The organism is Flavobacterium sp. PL02 (genome assembly GCF_035013205.1).
In the GTDB taxonomy this organism is placed as follows: domain Bacteria; phylum Bacteroidota; class Bacteroidia; order Flavobacteriales; family Flavobacteriaceae; genus Flavobacterium.
Map to the genome: position 1 here is coordinate 246,296 of NZ_JAYGJP010000006.1, position 16,837 is coordinate 263,132.

General features: G+C 32.6%; 22 protein-coding genes. All 22 read left to right on the forward strand.

Translation table 11 applies throughout. The features are described from left to right. Positions 1–65: 65 nt before the first annotated feature. The 22 genes from SHI72_RS17410 to SHI72_RS17515 all read left to right on the forward strand — a co-directional run bounded on the left by SHI72_RS17410 (position 66) and on the right by SHI72_RS17515 (position 16,625). A complete protein-coding gene (locus SHI72_RS17410; RefSeq protein ID WP_323490826.1) occupies positions 66–287 on the forward strand; it encodes a DUF2798 domain-containing protein in 222 nt (73 codons plus the stop codon). Further along, positions 284–952: a 3,4-dihydroxy-2-butanone-4-phosphate synthase gene (gene ribB, locus SHI72_RS17415; RefSeq protein ID WP_323490827.1), complete on the forward strand. Its 669-nt coding sequence runs from the start codon at positions 284–286 to the stop codon at positions 950–952. Before SHI72_RS17410 ends, ribB begins: the two co-directional genes overlap by 4 nt. A gap of 3 nt (positions 953–955) precedes the next feature. After that, entirely contained in the window at positions 956–1,525 is a 570-nt protein-coding gene (locus tag SHI72_RS17420; RefSeq protein WP_039116125.1) for a Crp/Fnr family transcriptional regulator, read from the forward strand. A 123-nt stretch (positions 1,526–1,648) separates the two neighbouring features. After that, on the forward strand, positions 1,649–2,347 hold the full coding sequence (locus SHI72_RS17425; protein ID WP_323490828.1) for a formylglycine-generating enzyme family protein: 699 nt from the start codon (positions 1,649–1,651) through the stop codon (positions 2,345–2,347). Between the two features lie 10 nt (positions 2,348–2,357). Further along, positions 2,358–2,864, forward strand: a complete 507-nt coding sequence (locus SHI72_RS17430) for a GNAT family protein (RefSeq protein WP_323490829.1) — start codon at positions 2,358–2,360, stop codon at positions 2,862–2,864. Between the two features lie 106 nt (positions 2,865–2,970). Further along, positions 2,971–4,365 (forward strand): alpha/beta hydrolase family protein, encoded by a 1,395-nt coding sequence (locus tag SHI72_RS17435; RefSeq protein ID WP_323490830.1) that lies wholly within the window; start codon positions 2,971–2,973, stop codon positions 4,363–4,365. Between the two features lie 7 nt (positions 4,366–4,372). After that, positions 4,373–4,687 (forward strand): barstar family protein, encoded by a 315-nt coding sequence (locus SHI72_RS17440; RefSeq protein ID WP_323490831.1) that lies wholly within the window; start codon positions 4,373–4,375, stop codon positions 4,685–4,687. 35 nt (positions 4,688–4,722) lie between these two features. Then, a complete protein-coding gene (locus SHI72_RS17445; RefSeq protein WP_323490832.1) occupies positions 4,723–5,304 on the forward strand; it encodes a TIGR00730 family Rossman fold protein in 582 nt (193 codons plus the stop codon). Between the two features lie 20 nt (positions 5,305–5,324). Further along, positions 5,325–5,873: a hypothetical protein gene (locus SHI72_RS17450; protein WP_323490833.1), complete on the forward strand. Its 549-nt coding sequence runs from the start codon at positions 5,325–5,327 to the stop codon at positions 5,871–5,873. Positions 5,874–6,009: 136 nt separating this feature from the next. After that, positions 6,010–6,567 (forward strand): TetR/AcrR family transcriptional regulator, encoded by a 558-nt coding sequence (locus tag SHI72_RS17455; protein WP_323490834.1) that lies wholly within the window; start codon positions 6,010–6,012, stop codon positions 6,565–6,567. Beyond that, on the forward strand, positions 6,567–7,811 hold the full coding sequence (gene fabF, locus SHI72_RS17460) for a beta-ketoacyl-ACP synthase II (protein WP_323490835.1): 1,245 nt from the start codon (positions 6,567–6,569) through the stop codon (positions 7,809–7,811). Before SHI72_RS17455 ends, fabF begins: the two co-directional genes overlap by 1 nt. 143 nt (positions 7,812–7,954) lie before the next feature. After that, positions 7,955–8,335 carry a VOC family protein gene (locus SHI72_RS17465; protein ID WP_323490836.1) on the forward strand — a complete coding sequence of 127 codons (381 nt, stop codon included), beginning with the start codon at positions 7,955–7,957 and terminating at the stop codon, positions 8,333–8,335. A 37-nt stretch (positions 8,336–8,372) separates the two neighbouring features. After that, positions 8,373–9,131: a hypothetical protein gene (locus SHI72_RS17470; RefSeq protein WP_323490837.1), complete on the forward strand. Its 759-nt coding sequence runs from the start codon at positions 8,373–8,375 to the stop codon at positions 9,129–9,131. A gap of 331 nt (positions 9,132–9,462) precedes the next feature. Next, a complete protein-coding gene (locus SHI72_RS17475) occupies positions 9,463–9,855 on the forward strand; it encodes an ACT domain-containing protein (protein WP_323490838.1) in 393 nt (130 codons plus the stop codon). A 16-nt stretch (positions 9,856–9,871) separates the two neighbouring features. Continuing rightward, a complete protein-coding gene (locus tag SHI72_RS17480) occupies positions 9,872–10,729 on the forward strand; it encodes an AraC family transcriptional regulator (protein ID WP_323490839.1) in 858 nt (285 codons plus the stop codon). 88 nt (positions 10,730–10,817) lie between these two features. Next, positions 10,818–11,330, forward strand: coding sequence for a DUF1772 domain-containing protein (locus SHI72_RS17485; protein WP_323490840.1), 513 nt, complete (start codon positions 10,818–10,820; stop codon positions 11,328–11,330). Positions 11,331–11,351: 21 nt separating this feature from the next. Continuing rightward, entirely contained in the window at positions 11,352–11,738 is a 387-nt protein-coding gene (locus tag SHI72_RS17490) for a DUF5367 family protein (RefSeq protein WP_323490841.1), read from the forward strand. Between the two features lie 44 nt (positions 11,739–11,782). Beyond that, on the forward strand, positions 11,783–12,475 hold the full coding sequence (locus SHI72_RS17495; RefSeq protein ID WP_323490842.1) for an aspartate/glutamate racemase family protein: 693 nt from the start codon (positions 11,783–11,785) through the stop codon (positions 12,473–12,475). Between the two features lie 52 nt (positions 12,476–12,527). Next, the gene (locus tag SHI72_RS17500; RefSeq protein WP_323490843.1) at positions 12,528–13,277 is read left to right on the forward strand and encodes a DUF3667 domain-containing protein; all 750 of its coding nucleotides are present in this window, start codon (positions 12,528–12,530) and stop codon (positions 13,275–13,277) included. A gap of 65 nt (positions 13,278–13,342) precedes the next feature. Then, complete coding sequence (locus SHI72_RS17505; RefSeq protein WP_323490844.1) at positions 13,343–15,082, forward strand: CocE/NonD family hydrolase; 1,740 nt, start codon at positions 13,343–13,345, stop codon at positions 15,080–15,082. Positions 15,083–15,376: 294 nt separating this feature from the next. After that, positions 15,377–16,135, forward strand: coding sequence for a methyltransferase domain-containing protein (locus SHI72_RS17510; protein WP_323490845.1), 759 nt, complete (start codon positions 15,377–15,379; stop codon positions 16,133–16,135). A gap of 25 nt (positions 16,136–16,160) precedes the next feature. Further along, positions 16,161–16,625 carry an SRPBCC family protein gene (locus SHI72_RS17515; protein ID WP_323490846.1) on the forward strand — a complete coding sequence of 155 codons (465 nt, stop codon included), beginning with the start codon at positions 16,161–16,163 and terminating at the stop codon, positions 16,623–16,625. Positions 16,626–16,837: the final 212 nt, after the last annotated feature.

A 16,837-nucleotide genomic window follows, 5' to 3' on the forward strand; every position in this document is an offset into this window, starting at 1 on the left:
ATCAATGTTTTCCCTTTCTTATTTAAACAATTTTGTTCCTTCAAAAATTTAATAATTAATTAAAAATGAACAAAAAGTATTTTAAATACACCAACACTTTATTTGTTATTACTCCTATAGCTCTCATTATGGCGTTTGTGGGTTTTATGCGCAATTATAGCTTTGGAGAAGATTTGTCCTTCAAATTCCTAAAAGCTTGGCGCGTCATAATTCCTGTTGCCTATAGTACCGCTTTTATAATTATTCCAAATGCTAGAAAGCTAGCCCAAAAAACAACATCAAAATGATTACCGAAATAGAAAACGAAAACCCATTAGTATCATTTGGTACAACTAGTCAAGAACGCGTTGAAAATGCAATTAATGAACTTAGGCTCAGAAAAGGAATTTTATTACTAGACGACAAAGACCGTGAGAACGAAGGCGATTTAGTTTATTCAGCCCAACATATGTCAGTCGAAGATATGGCATTGATGATACGCGAATGTAGCGGAATTGTATGCCTTTGCCTCACTAACGAAAAAGCCGATGAATTAGAATTACCATATATGGTAAAAGAAAACACCAGTCTTTTTCAGACTCCGTTTACTGTAACTATAGAAGCAAAAAATGGAGTTACAACAGGACTTTCGGCATCAGATAGGATTCAAACCATAAGAACCGCATCTGCAGATAATGCAAAATCTTCGGACTTAGTAAAACCTGGACATATTTTTCCGCTAAGAGCAAATGATAACGGTGTACTACAGCGCAACGGACATACCGAAGGAAGTGTCGATTTAATGAAATTGTCAGGTTTAAAACCTGAAGCTGTATTATGCGAATTAATGAATCCTAACGGAACGATGGCAAGATTACCCGAGATTTTATCATTTGCCCAAAAGCATCAATTGGTAGTTTTAACAATAGCAGATATTGTACATTATCGTAAATTTGTTAAAGATTTTATTTAAAACATGAAAGAGCAATTAATCGAATATATAAAAGAGGTATCAACGGTTACAGACGAAGAACTGGAGAAAATAATCAGTTACTTTAATCCTATAGAAGTTGAGAAAAATGAGCTCTTGGTTTTCCCAGGGCAAACCACCCAACGAATGTATTTTATTTGCAATGGTTGCTTACGCATATTTTTTATAACCGAAGAAGGACAAGAAGCAACACGATACTTAGGATTCGAAAGCAATTTTGTAACCGCCTTATCTAGCTTTGTGCTAAATGAACCTTCTTTAGAATTTGTTCAGGCATTAGAACCAACGGAATTACTTTATATTTCGCGTCAGGATTTTTATCATTTGCTGGAAATTATACCTAATTGGGGAAGTTTTTACAGGCATTATATGGAAATGGCTTATGTAACAAATACCAAAAGACTCATGTCGTTCTTAACCCAAAATGCGACCGAAAGATACAAGCAATTACTAGACACCAACCCTAAAATTACACAACGTTTGTCTAACAAGATTGTATCTTCCTTTCTTAACGTTTCGCAAGAAACACTAAGCAGGTTAAAATCTAAACCTTAAACATTATTCAATTTTCAAAATACAAAAAGGCAATACTAGATTCTAGTAATTGCCTTTTTTGTTTAAATGTGCACCTATATTTTTCATAACTTCGTTTACAATTGCAAAAGCAATCAAACGTACATGAATCAAGATAGTATCCATATATCAAATAATAAAGCCATTAGCCTGCAAATGGTCGAAATTCCTCAAGGTCAGATTACATTGAGAGACGATAGGATTAAACATATCTGGACCGCAAATATTCAGCCTTTCTTAATGGCAAAATACCTTGTAACACAAGATTTATATTTAGAAATCACGCAGGATTCTCCAAGTACTTTTAAAGGAAATAAAAAACCAGTTGAAACTGTATCTTGGAAAGAAGCTATCGTTTTTTGTAATTTACTTTCAGAGAATTCAGGACTTACCCCTTGCTACTCTTGGAATAATAACAGCGAAGAAATACTTTTTGATAGCAAAGCAAATGGCTACCGACTTCCTACCGAAGCCGAATGGGAATATGCATGTAAAGCCGGAACTACAGGCATAAGATACGGCGAGATTGATGCAATTGCATGGTATAAAGAAAACGCTGAGAAAACGACACAAGATGTTGGAACAAAAGAACCCAACGCATATGGTCTTTATGATATGCTGGGAAATGTATGGGAATGGTGTTCGGATATATACGATGAAACCGTTTATGGTTCCTACCGTACTATTCGCGGTGGTGGCTGGTATGATGACGAAAGAGGTTGTATGGCTACAAATCGCAGACGAAGCCATCCTAAATCGTTTAAAATTGATGATTTAGGCTTTCGATTAGCTCGAAATTTATAATAAGTAAAAAATGATAAAACTAGAAAAATTCGATAATACCGATTTTGAAAGATTAATAAAATGGGCAGATAATGAAGAAATGTTAGTTCAATTTTCAGGTCCAATTTTTAAATTTCCATTAACAACTGAGCAGTTAGATGATTATCTAAAAGAAGAAAATAGAATTCCTTTTAAAGTAATTGATACCGAATCCAAAGAAGTACTAGGACATGCCGAAATATATCAATCCGAAGATAATTTGGCTAAACTTTGCCGAATACTTATTGGTGATGCAAAATTTAGAGGAAAAGGAATTGGAGAAAAAATAGTTAATCTTCTTGTACAATATTCTTTTGAAGAATTAAATGTAGAGAAAGTAGAACTTAATGTCTACGACTGGAATAAACAAGCAATAAAATGTTATGAGAAATCGGGGTTTGTCATAAATCCAGACAAAATAAGCGAAATCATAGTCCAGGAAGAAGTTTGGATCTCGCTCAATATGATAGTTACTAAAGACAATTGGAAAATAAATTAAAAAGAGAATGATCTTTTTACATCATTTCTGTAACAGAATGCATTTTAATCGTCTATTAACTAAATCATAGAATATAAACTAACCAATTTATTAAAAAACCAACCAAATGAAACATTACATAGTAACAATACTAAGTTTTTTAACCACATTAACCGTTTTTGGACAAGATATTACAGGACAATGGAATGGTCTTTTAAATGTTCAGGGAACACAATTAAGGTTAGTTTTTAATATTAATAAATCCGACACTGGTTTTAAATCCACAATGGATAGTCCTGACCAAGGCGCAAAAGATATTCCGGTAACTACAACAAGTTTTGAGAACTCAACTTTAAAACTTACCGTTGCAAATGCTAAAATAGAATATGAAGGTATTCTTGGCAAAGACAATAAAATAGTCGGTACTTTTAAACAAGCTGGTCATGCATTTCCTATGAATTTATCGAGAGAAAAAATTGAAAAAGAGAAACTGGTACGACCGCAAGAACCAACTAAACCATATCCAAATTACTCTGAAGATGTAACTTTTAAGAATGAAAAAGCAGGAATAACTCTGGCAGGAACATTGACCCTACCTAAAAAAGAAGGTGTTTTTCCTGTTGTTATTTTAATAAGCGGAAGTGGTGCGCAAAACCGTGATGAGGAATTAGCAGGACACAAACCTTTCTTAGTATTATCGGACTTTTTGACCAAAAACGGAATTGCGGTTTTACGATATGATGATAGAGGAACTGCACAATCTACAGGTAACTTTAAGAACTCAACTTCTTTAGATTTTGCTACAGATGCTCTGGCAGCAGTAAACTATTTGCAAACCAGAAAAGAAATTAACAAACAAAAAATTGGTTTGATAGGTCATAGCGAAGGAGGATTAATTGCTCCAATTGTAGCTACAAACTCTAAGAATGTCAATTTTATTGTATTACTTGCTGGCCCTGGACTTCCTGGGAATCAATTACTTTTATCACAACAAAAATTAATTGCACAAACAGCAGGAATGAGTGAAGCTGATATTCAGAAAGCACAAGAAACAAATAAAACAGCTTTTAATATTATTGCTAAATCCAAAAGCCCAGAACAATTAAAAACCGATTTAACGGCTTACATGACTCAAGTTGCTAAGAATGACCCCAACAAACCCACAGGAATGACTGATGCTGAATATGTTAAACTGCAAACAGACAAGATTCTAACTCCTTGGATGGTAACTTTCCTTACCTTTAATCCTGTGCCAACATTAGAGAGAGTAAAATGTCCTGTTTTAGCACTTAATGGAGCCAAAGATTTACAAGTTGCACCAAAAGAAAATCTAACCGCCATAAAAGAAGCCATCTTAAAAGGAGGAAATAAAAATGTAACAACCAAAGAATTACCAAATCTGAATCATTTATTTCAGGAATGCAAAACTGGTTTACCTCAAGAATATGCAACTATAGAACAAACATTTTCTCCAACAGCTATGAACGAAATTCTGGATTGGATAAAAATACAGACGAAATAATTTTTAGATGAAAAATAAATCAGCAGCACAAAATAGCAAACGAAAAATATTCATTAACGGCAATGTTTGCAACAGTCGTGAAGATTTCTGGAATGCCTACGCAAAAGAAATCGACCCAGAATCGGCTAAACATTTTGGGAAAAACTTAGATGCATTTAATGATGCTATTTCGGCTGCTGGTCCGGGATATCCCGGAGAATGTATTATAGAAATAACAGGAACAGAAAATTTAAATAAAATATTTGGTACAGAAAATTTTCAATACATAATCGAATTACTTACAAAGGCGGACTTTGTAGATTTAATTACTCAGGAAAACTAATTACCGATTACATAATACATTTTACAATTAAACAAATGAATAGAATTACCGTTTTTTGTGGGTCAAGCTTTGGAAACAAAAAAGAATACGAAACTCAAGCTTTTAAACTTGGACAAACAATGTCCGAAAATAATATCGATTTAGTTTATGGCGGGGCCAAAGTTGGACTTATGGGTGCAGTTGCAGATGGAGTTTTAAATAAAAACGGAAAAGTAATTGGTGTTTTACCAGACTTCTTAATGAAGAAAGAAATTGCACACGATAATTTAACCGAATTAATTATTGTAAAAAGCATGCATGAAAGAAAAACCAAAATGAACGAATTAAGCGATGGCGTAATTGCTTTACCAGGCGGATTTGGAACTCTTGAAGAGTTTTTTGAGATGCTTACCTGGGCGCAACTCGGACTCCATAAAAAACCAATCGGGATTTTAAATATTGGTGGTTTTTACGATTTATTATTAGAATTTATACTAAAAATGGTAAATGAAGGTTTTTTAAAAGAGATAAACCAACAAATGATACTCGTAAGTACAGATTCAGAGGATTTGCTCCTTAAAATGAAAAATTACGTGGCTCCAGAAGTTGGTAAATGGATTAAAAAAGGAAATGAATAAATCATCAAAAATCAAAAAACATGCCTGTAGATAATTTAAATTTAGAAATTCCGAAATTGATTTTTAACGCAAGCGGAGAGTTAATAATACTTCCTTCCCCTACTTCATCCAAAGATGATTTTGATTTTTTTCAGGGGAAATCTACTATTATAAATAAAAAATTAAAATACCGATTCTCGAATTGTACCGAATGGATTGAATTTCCATCAACACAGGAAATGTACAAGATTCTTCAGGGAATTGGTAATATCGATAATTTTCTGGCTGAATTTGATGGTGTTCCTTTTGAAGGAATGACGGTACGATTATTTAATCCCGAAACAAAACTGTGGAGTATTTATTGGTCCGACTCTAATACCGGAGTTTTAGATAAACCCGTAATTGGGTCATTCGAAAAAAAAGTAGGTCATTTCTTTTCAAGAGATATTTATGAAGGAAAAAAAGTAATTCAGCTATTTCGCTGGGATGCCAGAGACAAAAACAATCCTATTTGGAGTCAGGCAATGTCTGCCGATAATGGAGAATCTTGGGAATGGAATTGGTATATGTATATGACCAAAGTGAAATAGAAATCCCAACACAGAATAAACCAACCAATCAAACTCTTTAACACCTAACATGTTAGTCGATTGCTAAAATAATTAAAAATAAATCGCAATTAATTTGCCTATCTACTAATAGGTAGTATATTTGTTAAAAAAAGCGATGACCACAAGAGAAGCAATCATAGACAAAGCAGATCAATTGATAAGAGAAAAAGGGTACAATGCCTTTAGTTTTAAAGATATCTCTAATGACATTGGTATAAAAACTGCTTCAATCCATTATCATTTCCCCGCAAAATCAGACCTTGGAGTAGCAACAATCAAAGAACATATCGAGAGATATGAAACTTTAAAAGAAAAAGTTGCCAATGAATCTCCCTTAACAAAACTTGAAGCTTTCCTGGCAATACATACTCAAATAAAACAGGAGAACAAAGTCTGTATTGTTGGTTCATTAGCAACAGACTTAAATACTCTAGATGAGTCTATAAAAACAGAACTACAAGTATTTGCAGCACTAGTTATTAATTGGTTAACCGAAGTCCTAACTGAAGGAAAAGAACTTAAAATATTTGATTTCGAATCTTCGCCAAGAACAAAGGCATTGATGATAATAACAAATATGGTTGCAATTGTACAACTGTCAAGACTTACAAACGAGAATGATTTTGTGATTGTAAAAGAAACAATTCTAAAAGAACTAAAATCTAAAAAATAATGAGAAGAGTAGTAATAACAGGATTGGGAGCTGTAACTCCTATTGGCAATAATGTAATGGAATATTGGCATTCGCTAATCAACGGAGTTAGTGGCGCATCTGAAATAACAAAATTCGATACTTCTAATTTCAAAACAAAATTTGCCTGTGAGGTTAAGAATTTTAATCCCGAAAACATTTTTGAGAAAAATGAAATAAGAAAATATGACCTTTTTACTCAATACGCATTATATGCAACAGACGAAGCTATCAAAAATGCAAATATTGATTTTGATTCTTTAAATAAAAACAGAATTGGAGTTATTTGGGGCTCTGGTGATGGTGGCGTTTCAACATTCGAAGAACAAATTGGAGAATATAAATTAGGTAATGGCATACCTAGATTTAGCCCGTTTTTCATTCCAAAGAGGATTATTAACATTGCTTCGGGAGCAATCTCTATAAAATACGGACTTCGCGGAATTAATTATACCACAGTATCTGCCTGTTCTGCGAGTAATACAGCAATCATTGATGCATTTAATTACATCCGTTGGGGCAAAGCCGATATGATAATTAGTGGTGGCTCTGAAGCTTCTGTCACAGAATCATCTATTGGAGGTTTTAATGCCTCAAAAGCATTATCAACATTAAACGAGGATTGTAGTAAAGCGTCACGCCCATTTGATGCAACAAGAAACGGATTTGTTTTAGGTGAAGGTGCTGGTGCTGTCATACTAGAAAGCTATGAACATGCAATAAAAAGGAATGCTGTTATTCTTGCCGAAATTGTTGGTGGTGGATTAGCTGGAGATGCTTATCACTTAACAAGTACACACCCAGACGGCGAAGGTGCTATTCTAGGAATGGAACTTGCTCTTGAGGAAGCTCAAATAACATCAGACAAAATCGATTATATAAATGCTCATGCTACCTCAACTCCTACTGGCGACTTGAGTGAACTTAAGGCAATGGAAAAAGTATTTGGATTAAATCCAAATGCCAATATTAGTGCAACAAAATCAATGACTGGACATTTACTTGGTGCAGCAGGAGCTATTGAAGCAATTGCTTGTATAAAAGCTATTCAGGAAAACATTGTTCCACCAACAATAAATACACAAACGGTAGAACCTGAATTTTTAAATAAGTTTAATTTGACACTCGGTAAAGCACAACCAAGAATAGTTAATTATGCAATGAGCAATACGTTCGGCTTTGGTGGACATATAGCAAGTTCAATATTTAAAAAATTTACAGACTGATTTTAGTAATTAAATCAAAAATAAAGCAACCTCGTTTAAGCAATTTAAGCGAGGTTTTTTTATATATGACAATATCAAATAACAAATCGAGATAAAATTTTCCATAACTTCGTTGGTAATAAAATATATCATCAAACAATAAAATGAAAAACAAATCAAATCCAGTTGTCTATTTTGAGATTCCTGTAACCGATATAGAAAGAGCCATACAATTTTACACAGCAGTATTCAATTTCGCCTTTGAGCGAGATATTATACATAATAACGAAATGGCATTTTTTCCTCTTATCGAAGGTCATAACGGAATCACGGGGGCTTTGGCAAAAGGAGAAATATACAACCCAACGATAAACGGAACGCTTATTTATTTTAATACAGAGGATATCGAGGAAACTTTAAATCTCGCATTGCAAAATGGTGCCGAAGTTTTATTTCCAATAACATCAAACGGAGAATATGGTTCAGTAGCAGAATTTAAAGACTGCGAAGGAAACAGGATTGCATTACATATGGCTAATAAATAATATAACAACTTATACAAAACAATACTTTACAATAAAAATGGAAGAATTAAAAGAGAATGAAGTGCCTACACAAAAAATTTATAAAGACCGAGCTATCTGGGTTGGAACATTTTTAGGAGGACCCCTTGCAGCTGGATATTTGATAGCTGAGAATTTTAAGGCATTTAATGACACAAAAAAAGCAAAAACAACATGGATAATTGCAATTATAGCAACAATAATAATATTTGGTGGCGTTTTTTTAATTCCTGAAGATGTAAAAGTCCCAAATCAGATAATCCCTTTAATATATACTGGAATAGCTTTTTATTTCGTACAACATTTTCAGGGACAAAAAATAAATGAACATATAAATTCTGGTGGTTCATTTTTTGGTTGGTGGCGAACAATTGGAATCAGCTTTATTGCCCTTTTAATCACATTTAGTGTTATTATATGTGTAGTGTTATTTACAGAAAATGAACAATTTGATGGAATAACAAAAGAATATGGCGTTATGAAAAACGAAATTGTTTATCAAGATAATATACCCGTAACAGAAGTAGACAAACTAGCAGAAGGCTTTGAAAAAAATGCATTTTTTGAAAATACAACTAAAAAATATGTGTACATAAAAAAGAGTAATTCTACTTATGAAGTTTCTATTCCATGTAATCAAACTATTGAAGACATCCCTGAATCACAAATTCCTTTTGTCCTATTAAGAAATGAAATACAAAAAGAATTCCCTAATAACAAAATCGTTTTAAATTTAGTAGTTGATAATCTTGATAATGTTGTAAAACGAATCGAATAATAATTATCGTACTCACTGAATTTAAAGACTGCGAAGGAAACAGGATTGCATTGCATATGACTAATAAATAATTATGTAATTATAGAATTGATTTAACACATAGAAACACAGATTTTATGTGCAAAAAAGGATACAAAAAGAAAAACATTTCTCTCACATAGTAACAAGTTGAGATAATACATTTGAAGGTAGAGATGCACCGCAGTGCATCTAAGATATAGTTACTATGCGGCTGTATGTAAAGTGAAACGTCTATTTTTGAGAGTGCTAAATCTATGTGTTTAAAATAATTGTGCTCAACGGGTTAATAAAATAAAAACAATCCATTAAAATGTCTGGAGAAAAAGATTTAGAGAAATTACTCAAAAGCATGAAACCCAAACACAATGTTGGTGATTATGTTTTTTGTACCGTTAAAAGTCTTGAAAATATAGCTCTAAAAGATATTGTAATGTCATTTACAGAAAGTGAAGGCATTACTTTAATCTTAAAAAAAGAAATTGCCGATGAACTTAAACTAAGTTATTCGGTTGTAATGTCGTGGATAACGCTAACTGTACATTCATCATTAGAAGCTGTAGGTTTAACTGCCGCTTTCGCGAAAGCGTTATCAGACAATAACATTAGTTGCAATGTTGTAGCTGCATTTTATCACGATCATATCTTTGTAAATAAAAAAGATACAGACAATGCCATTACTATTTTAAATAAATTTTCTGAATAGAATTAATCCATATTCCATGACAACAGATATCATAGAAATAAACAACTTTGTCGTTTTAATCGAGCAATCGAATGCCGAAAAAACGATTATCGAAAAATGCGAAATCGATGGTGATGCAGTTGGCTTTGCTTTCTATGGTTCAGGAAATGTCGAATTAGAAATTACGTATGAAAACAATAGTATAATTATAAACAATACTACAGGAATTGCAATTTCATTTTTCGGAAACAGCAAAGTAGGATTTGCACATAAAATTTCGCCTAATAAACCATTGCAATCTATTAGCGTATTCATGAAGATAAAAAATCTTAATATGCTGCCAGAACGTGAAAGCGAAATCTTCTCTGAGTATTTACAACAACTCCTTAATCCCGAAGCCAATTTTGTAGAAGGTCCAAGTTTTTATATGTCACCCGATATGCAAAATGCAGTTCAAAAAATATTTAATACCCAATACAAAGGAGATACAAGATTAATGTTTCTTAAAAGCCAGATAACCGAATTACTGGCACATTTCTTTGCACATCTTGCTACCGAAAAAGAAAAAACCACCAACAAAATTGACCGTGATAAACTTTTTCACGCAAAAGAAATTATGACCCAAAATATTGCTACTCCACCCTCATTAAGTGAGTTATCTAAGCAAATTGGTCTTAACAACAACAAACTCAAAAAGAATTTTAAAGAACTTTTTGGTATTCCTGTATTTAAATACCTTCAGGAGCAACGACTAAATAAAGCGCATGAATTATTAAGCAATACCGACAAGAACATTCAGGAAACTGCTTGGTTTGTGGGATACGAAAGTTTAAGTTCCTTCTCGAATGCTTTCCATAAAAAATTTGGCGTACGACCAAGCGAACTAAAAAAATAATTCTTTTCGAACAAACTTTAATCCTTTTAAAACAAACAACTGATAATCAATAGTTCTAATTTTATTTTGTTAACTAAACATCATAATCATGGAACCATTTATTATCGACACAAAAACTATTGTTTTATTATTTACCACATTATTAACCGGACTTCTGGCTGGGATCTTTTTTACTTGGTCTAATGCTATAACTCCAGGTATTGGCAGGCTTGATGATATTAATTATCTAAGAGCTTTCCAGAACATGAACCGTACTATTGTAAACCCATTATTTTTAGTGATAATTATGGGACCAGTATTTTTATCTTTTGCTACAGCTTATCTATATAAATCCAATCATCCTTATATTTTCTGGCTATTACTAATTGCGGCAATATTATATTTTGTAGGCGTATTTCTGGTAACAATTATGGGCAATATTCCGCTAAATAATCTTTTAGACAAAACTGACTTAACCAATATCTCTCTGGAAAATGCCAGAAGTTTAAGAGATCAATTTGAACTTAAATGGAATAATCTGCATTTGGTTCGAACTATAACATCTGCACTATCATTCTTCTTATTAATTATAGTGTGTTTGTTTAGAAATAGTAACTTTTAATATTAAAATGAAATGAAAAAAATGAGAGCAATTTTAGTTGGAGCGTTAATCTGGCTATTAATATTTAGTACTTTCGGTGTATTAAGTTATCTTCCAAACATTAAAGATTCTGCATTACAACAATTCTTAGTTGTTGCACCATTGGTAATTCCATTTACAATTCTTGGTGCTTTTATTTTCTATAAAAACGGAAATAAAACCAACGGATTCATACTTGGTTTAATTATAGTTACAACTGCTTTAACACTAGATGTACTCATAACTGTACCTTTTACCATAATCCCAAATCAGGGAAATTATCATAGTTTTTTTACTAGTAAATTCCTCTGGATTCTTGTTGCAGAGGTGGTTACTATTGCATACTTTTATTGGAAATTAAAGATTAAAACCAAATTACAAAACATATAATTAGTTTTTAAATCAGTACAAACAATATAAAGTTTAAACAAAATATGCAAACATTAGGGCTTATTGGCGGAATTAGTTGGGTATCTACAGTCGATTATTACAAACTTATTAATGAAGGAATAAATGAAAAATTGGGCGGATTAAACTTTTCTCAATGTATTATTTATTCATTTAATTATGAAGACATCAAAAAAAATAATGATAATAATGATTGGGAGAAAACTTTTCAGATGCTATATGAAGCATGCAAACATTTAAAATCTTCGGGAGCAACGGCAATTGTATTATGTGCCAACACTATGCATCATATTGCCGATAGACTTGAAAAAGAAATCGGAATCCCACTAATTCATATTGCCACAGTAACAGCCGAAGAAATCGAAAAAACCGGACTAAAAAAAGTAGGATTACTGGGAACTAAATTTACAATGGAACTTGATTTTTTCAAATCTAAACTTACCGATAGAGGTATCGAAACAATTATTCCTAGTGATGAAGACAGAGAGTTTGTACACATGACTGTTTTTGAAGAATTAGGAAAAGGAATTGTCACTGAAAAAACCAAAAAACGATACTTGGAAATTATTGATAAATTGATACAAAACGGAGCCGAAGGAATCATACTTGGTTGCACCGAAATTCCGCTTGTTATAAAACCCGAAGATGTAACCATCCCAACATTTGATACTGTATTATTACACTCGAGAGCTGCAGTAGCATTTTCATTAAATACATAAAGTTTATCATATAAAGCAGCATAAATAAATGATTAAATAATAAATAATCAAGATGAATATAATCTGTAAGAACTGTAATCAGCATTTTAAAGGGCATTATTGTAGTAATTGCGGACAGCCAGCCGAAACTCACAAACTCGATTTTCATTTCCTGATGCATGAAATCCAACACGGATTAATTCATTTTGATAAAGGTATTTTATACTCCGCCAAACAACTTTTTACGCGTCCCGGAAATACCATAAGAGAGTTTATAGAAGGAAAACGAATTAAACATTTTAAACCACTTTCCTTAGTAATTATTCTCGCAACTCTTTATGGAGTTCTTTATCATTACTTTCATATCAACCTAATTGCCGATGCTCCCACAGATAGTGAGACACTATCGATAATTAATCCCAAAGCAGCAAATGAATGGGTCGCGACTCATTTTTCATGGATAACATTAGCAACAATACCATTTTACTCATTGGGAACATATATCGCATTTAGAAAACAAGGATACAACTATATCGAATATTTTATACTCAACACCTTTAAAGCCTCGCAACGACTCTTTGTACATATTGCTTTATTTCCGTTGCTTTATTATTATAATGGAACTCCCAATATAAAAACGATAACCCAAATTCTATATGTTATAGATATTATATTAATTTATTGGACAAATGTTCAATTTTTTAATAAACTCACTAAAACCAAAGCTTTTCTATTATCTGTATTGAGTCACATAATATTCCTAGTTAGCTTTATGTTAATTCTATCTATAATTATCATAATTTTAAACAAATTACACAATTAATAATCTCATTTTATGTTTAACTTTTAAATATTTAACAACCTAAACAAACTTTAAAACAATTCTTAATGAAAGTACTTCTGAAATTTATGTTTCTCTTCCTAATCGTTCTCAACACATCAGCACAACAAGTAAATGCTACAAAACCCGAAGATTCCAAATCACTTTATGATATACAGGATGATGTTTTAATTAAAACCAGAGATGGAGCATTAATTTCCGCAATTGTAGTTCGTAAAAAAGGAATAACAACACCACAACCCGTTATTTTACAATTTACAATTTATGTACGCGATCGAGATATTAAAGGTTTAAAAGAAGCCGCAGATAATGGTTATGTTGGAGTTATGGCATATTCAAGAGGAAAAAGATTAAGTCCCGACGAAATATTTCCGTACGAGCATGATGGTAAAGATGCCTATGATGTTATCGACTGGACAAGCAAGCAATCATGGTGCAACGGAAAAATCGGAATGTTTGGCGGTAGCTATAACGGTTTTACACAATGGGCATCGGCAAAAAAATTGCATCCAGCACTTAAAACAATCGTTCCTTATGTAGCCAACAGACCAGGAATGGGATTACCAATGGAAAATAGCGTATTTATAAATCCTAATTACGAATGGGCATTTTATGTAACCAATAACAAAACCTTAGATACAGTTGTTGGAGACGACAGAAAACGTTTCCGAACCATGCAGGACAAATGGTGGAACTCAGGCACTGCTTATCGCAAAATTGACAGCATTGATGGTACACCAAATAAGTATTTACAAAAATGGTTATTACATCCTGGCTATGACAAATACTGGCAAGATATGGTTCCATACAAAGATGAATTTGCCCAAATAAACATCCCTATTTTATCCATCGATGGTTATTATAACGATTCCCAAATATCTAGTTTATACTATTTAAGAGAGCAAGTTAAATACAATAAAAATGCTGAGCATTATCTTGTTATCGGACCTTATGGACATTTTGGTGCTCAAAAAGGTGGAGACCCTACCATAAATGACTATAAAGTAGATCCTATAGCGATTTTTAATACCAAGAAACTAACCTACGAATGGTTTAACTACATTCTTAAAGGTGGTCCTAAACCTGCCGTTTTAAAAGATAAAATAAACTATGAAGTAATGGGTGCTAATGAATGGAGACATGCACCATCATTAGAAAAAATGAGTAACGGTTTTCTTAAATTATATTTAACCAATACCAAATCGAAAGATAAATATCTATTATCAGATAAAAAACCAGCCAAATCTGGGTTCTTACCTCAGAAAGTAGATTTTGCCAACAGAGAAATTAGCAATAATGACTATTACCCAGATCCAATAATTCGTAAAGAACTCGATACTATAAATGGCTATTTTTTTATAAGCGAACCCCTTGATAAACCTATTTTGGTTAATGGTGCTTTTGAAGGCGAAATAAAAGCGCTTATCAACAAAAAAGATATGGATTTAGGTGTAGTATTATATGAATTGATGCCTAATGGCGAATACTTTCACTTATCCTATTTTTTAGGCAGAGCCAGTTATGCAAAAGATATTACAACCAGAAATCTTCTTGTTCCTAACAAAATAGAATCTATCCCATTTACAAATACCAGATTAGTAAGCAAGCAATTAAGCAAAGGAAGCCGCTTGGTTGTGGTAATAAATGTAAATAAAAATGCTTTCGCCCAACTAAATTATGGAACTGGTAAAGACGTAAGCGATGAAACCATTAAAGATGCCAAAGAACCTCTAAAAATAAAATGGTATAATGATAGTTTTGTCAAAATTCCAATCTGGAAAGATTAGGAAAGATAACCTCTATTTGCTGCCATAGATAATCTATAAATGGGACGCGGATAAAACGGATTTACAAAAGTAAAGACGCAGATTAAAACAGATTAAAAAAATAGAAAAAAATCCGTTTTTATCCGCGTTTTCGCCTTAGCGAATCCGTTTTATCCGCGTCCCATTTTTTAAGCCACAGATTCAAAAAATTTTGCGTCCTTTGCGGTTAATTTCTCTACCACAGTTTATTGTTTTTAACTAAATAAAAACTTTAATTTTCTTAACTTCGTTTGCTACATAAAAACGCTGAAAATTATGGCATGGAATCCCGAAAAATACAACGAGTTTAAAACACTTCGATACAAACCTTTCTTCGATTTGATTGCCCATATTCAGGATAAACCAAATATGAAAGTCATAGATTTAGGTTGCGGAACTGGAGAGTTAACCAATATGCTATCCGAAAAGCTAACCAATCCTTCAGTAAAAGGCATCGATTCCTCGAAAGAAATGCTGGAGAAAGCCAAAGAATTTACCTCGATACAATTTGATCAAAAAACCATCGAAGAACAAATTAATACGGGAGAAAAATGGGATTTAGTTTTTGCAAATGCATCAATACAATGGATTGATAATCACCAAGAATTATTTCCTAAAATTATATCACTATTAAATCCCGATGGACAATTAGCAATCCAAATGCCTTGTCAGAACGAGAATTTACTCAATCAGATTGTAATCGAATTAGTGCAGGAAGAACCATATAAGAGCGCATTAAATAATTGGAAACGACTTTCTCCTGTTCTTACAATGGACGATTATGCTCAAATTTTATTCGAGAATGGCGGTACAGATATGGTTATTTACCAAAAGGTATATCCTATGATAGCCAAGTCGCATGACGAATTATATGAGTTTATTTTGGGCTCAACATTAGTTCCCTATTTCGAGAGATTAGAAGGTGCAATTAAAGAACAATTCATCAAAGAATTTAAAAAGAGAATAGAAAAAAGGTTTAGTAAAACGCCATCATTATACGCGTTCAAAAGAATCCTTTTATACGCAAAATTCTAAAAACATAACTAGAAAAAATATCGCTATGAGTAGTAATCCAAAATCTGTTGAAGCCCAAATGCTGATAAGAAAACCAGCTGCAATTGTTTTTAATGCTTTTATAGACCCGAATGTAACCAAGAACTTTTGGTTTACAAAAGGAAGTGATAAACTGGTTGTAGGCAAAAATATAATCTGGGAATGGGAAATGTATAAAGTATCAACTACCGTTTTTGTAAAAGAAATTATCGAAAACGAAAAGATTACTATCGAATGGAACGAACCTAAAACAACCGTTGATTTTGAATTCAGAAAAATAACCGACGATACAACTTATGTGGTTATCAAAAATTATGGTTTTGATAAAGAAGGCGACGAACTTTTAAATACAATCAAAGATTCTACAGGCGGATTTACCACTGTTCTAGACGGTCTAAAAGCCTATTTAGAACATAACATCAACCTGAATCTTATAGCCGATAAATTTCCGAAAGAAGCGTTTAATATATAAAAAAACGGAGCGAAAAAATTAACCGCAATGATCGCAATGATTTACGCAAAGGTCGCAAAGCATAAAAAATCCATGTAATCCTTTTAATCTGAGGCAGAAAAATTAACCGCAAAAGGTGCAATCCCGACACTTCGGAATCGTGTTTTCACTTTAGCGAATCCGTTTCATCCATGTTCCTTTTTATAGATAATCTGCAAAAAACACATTATTAA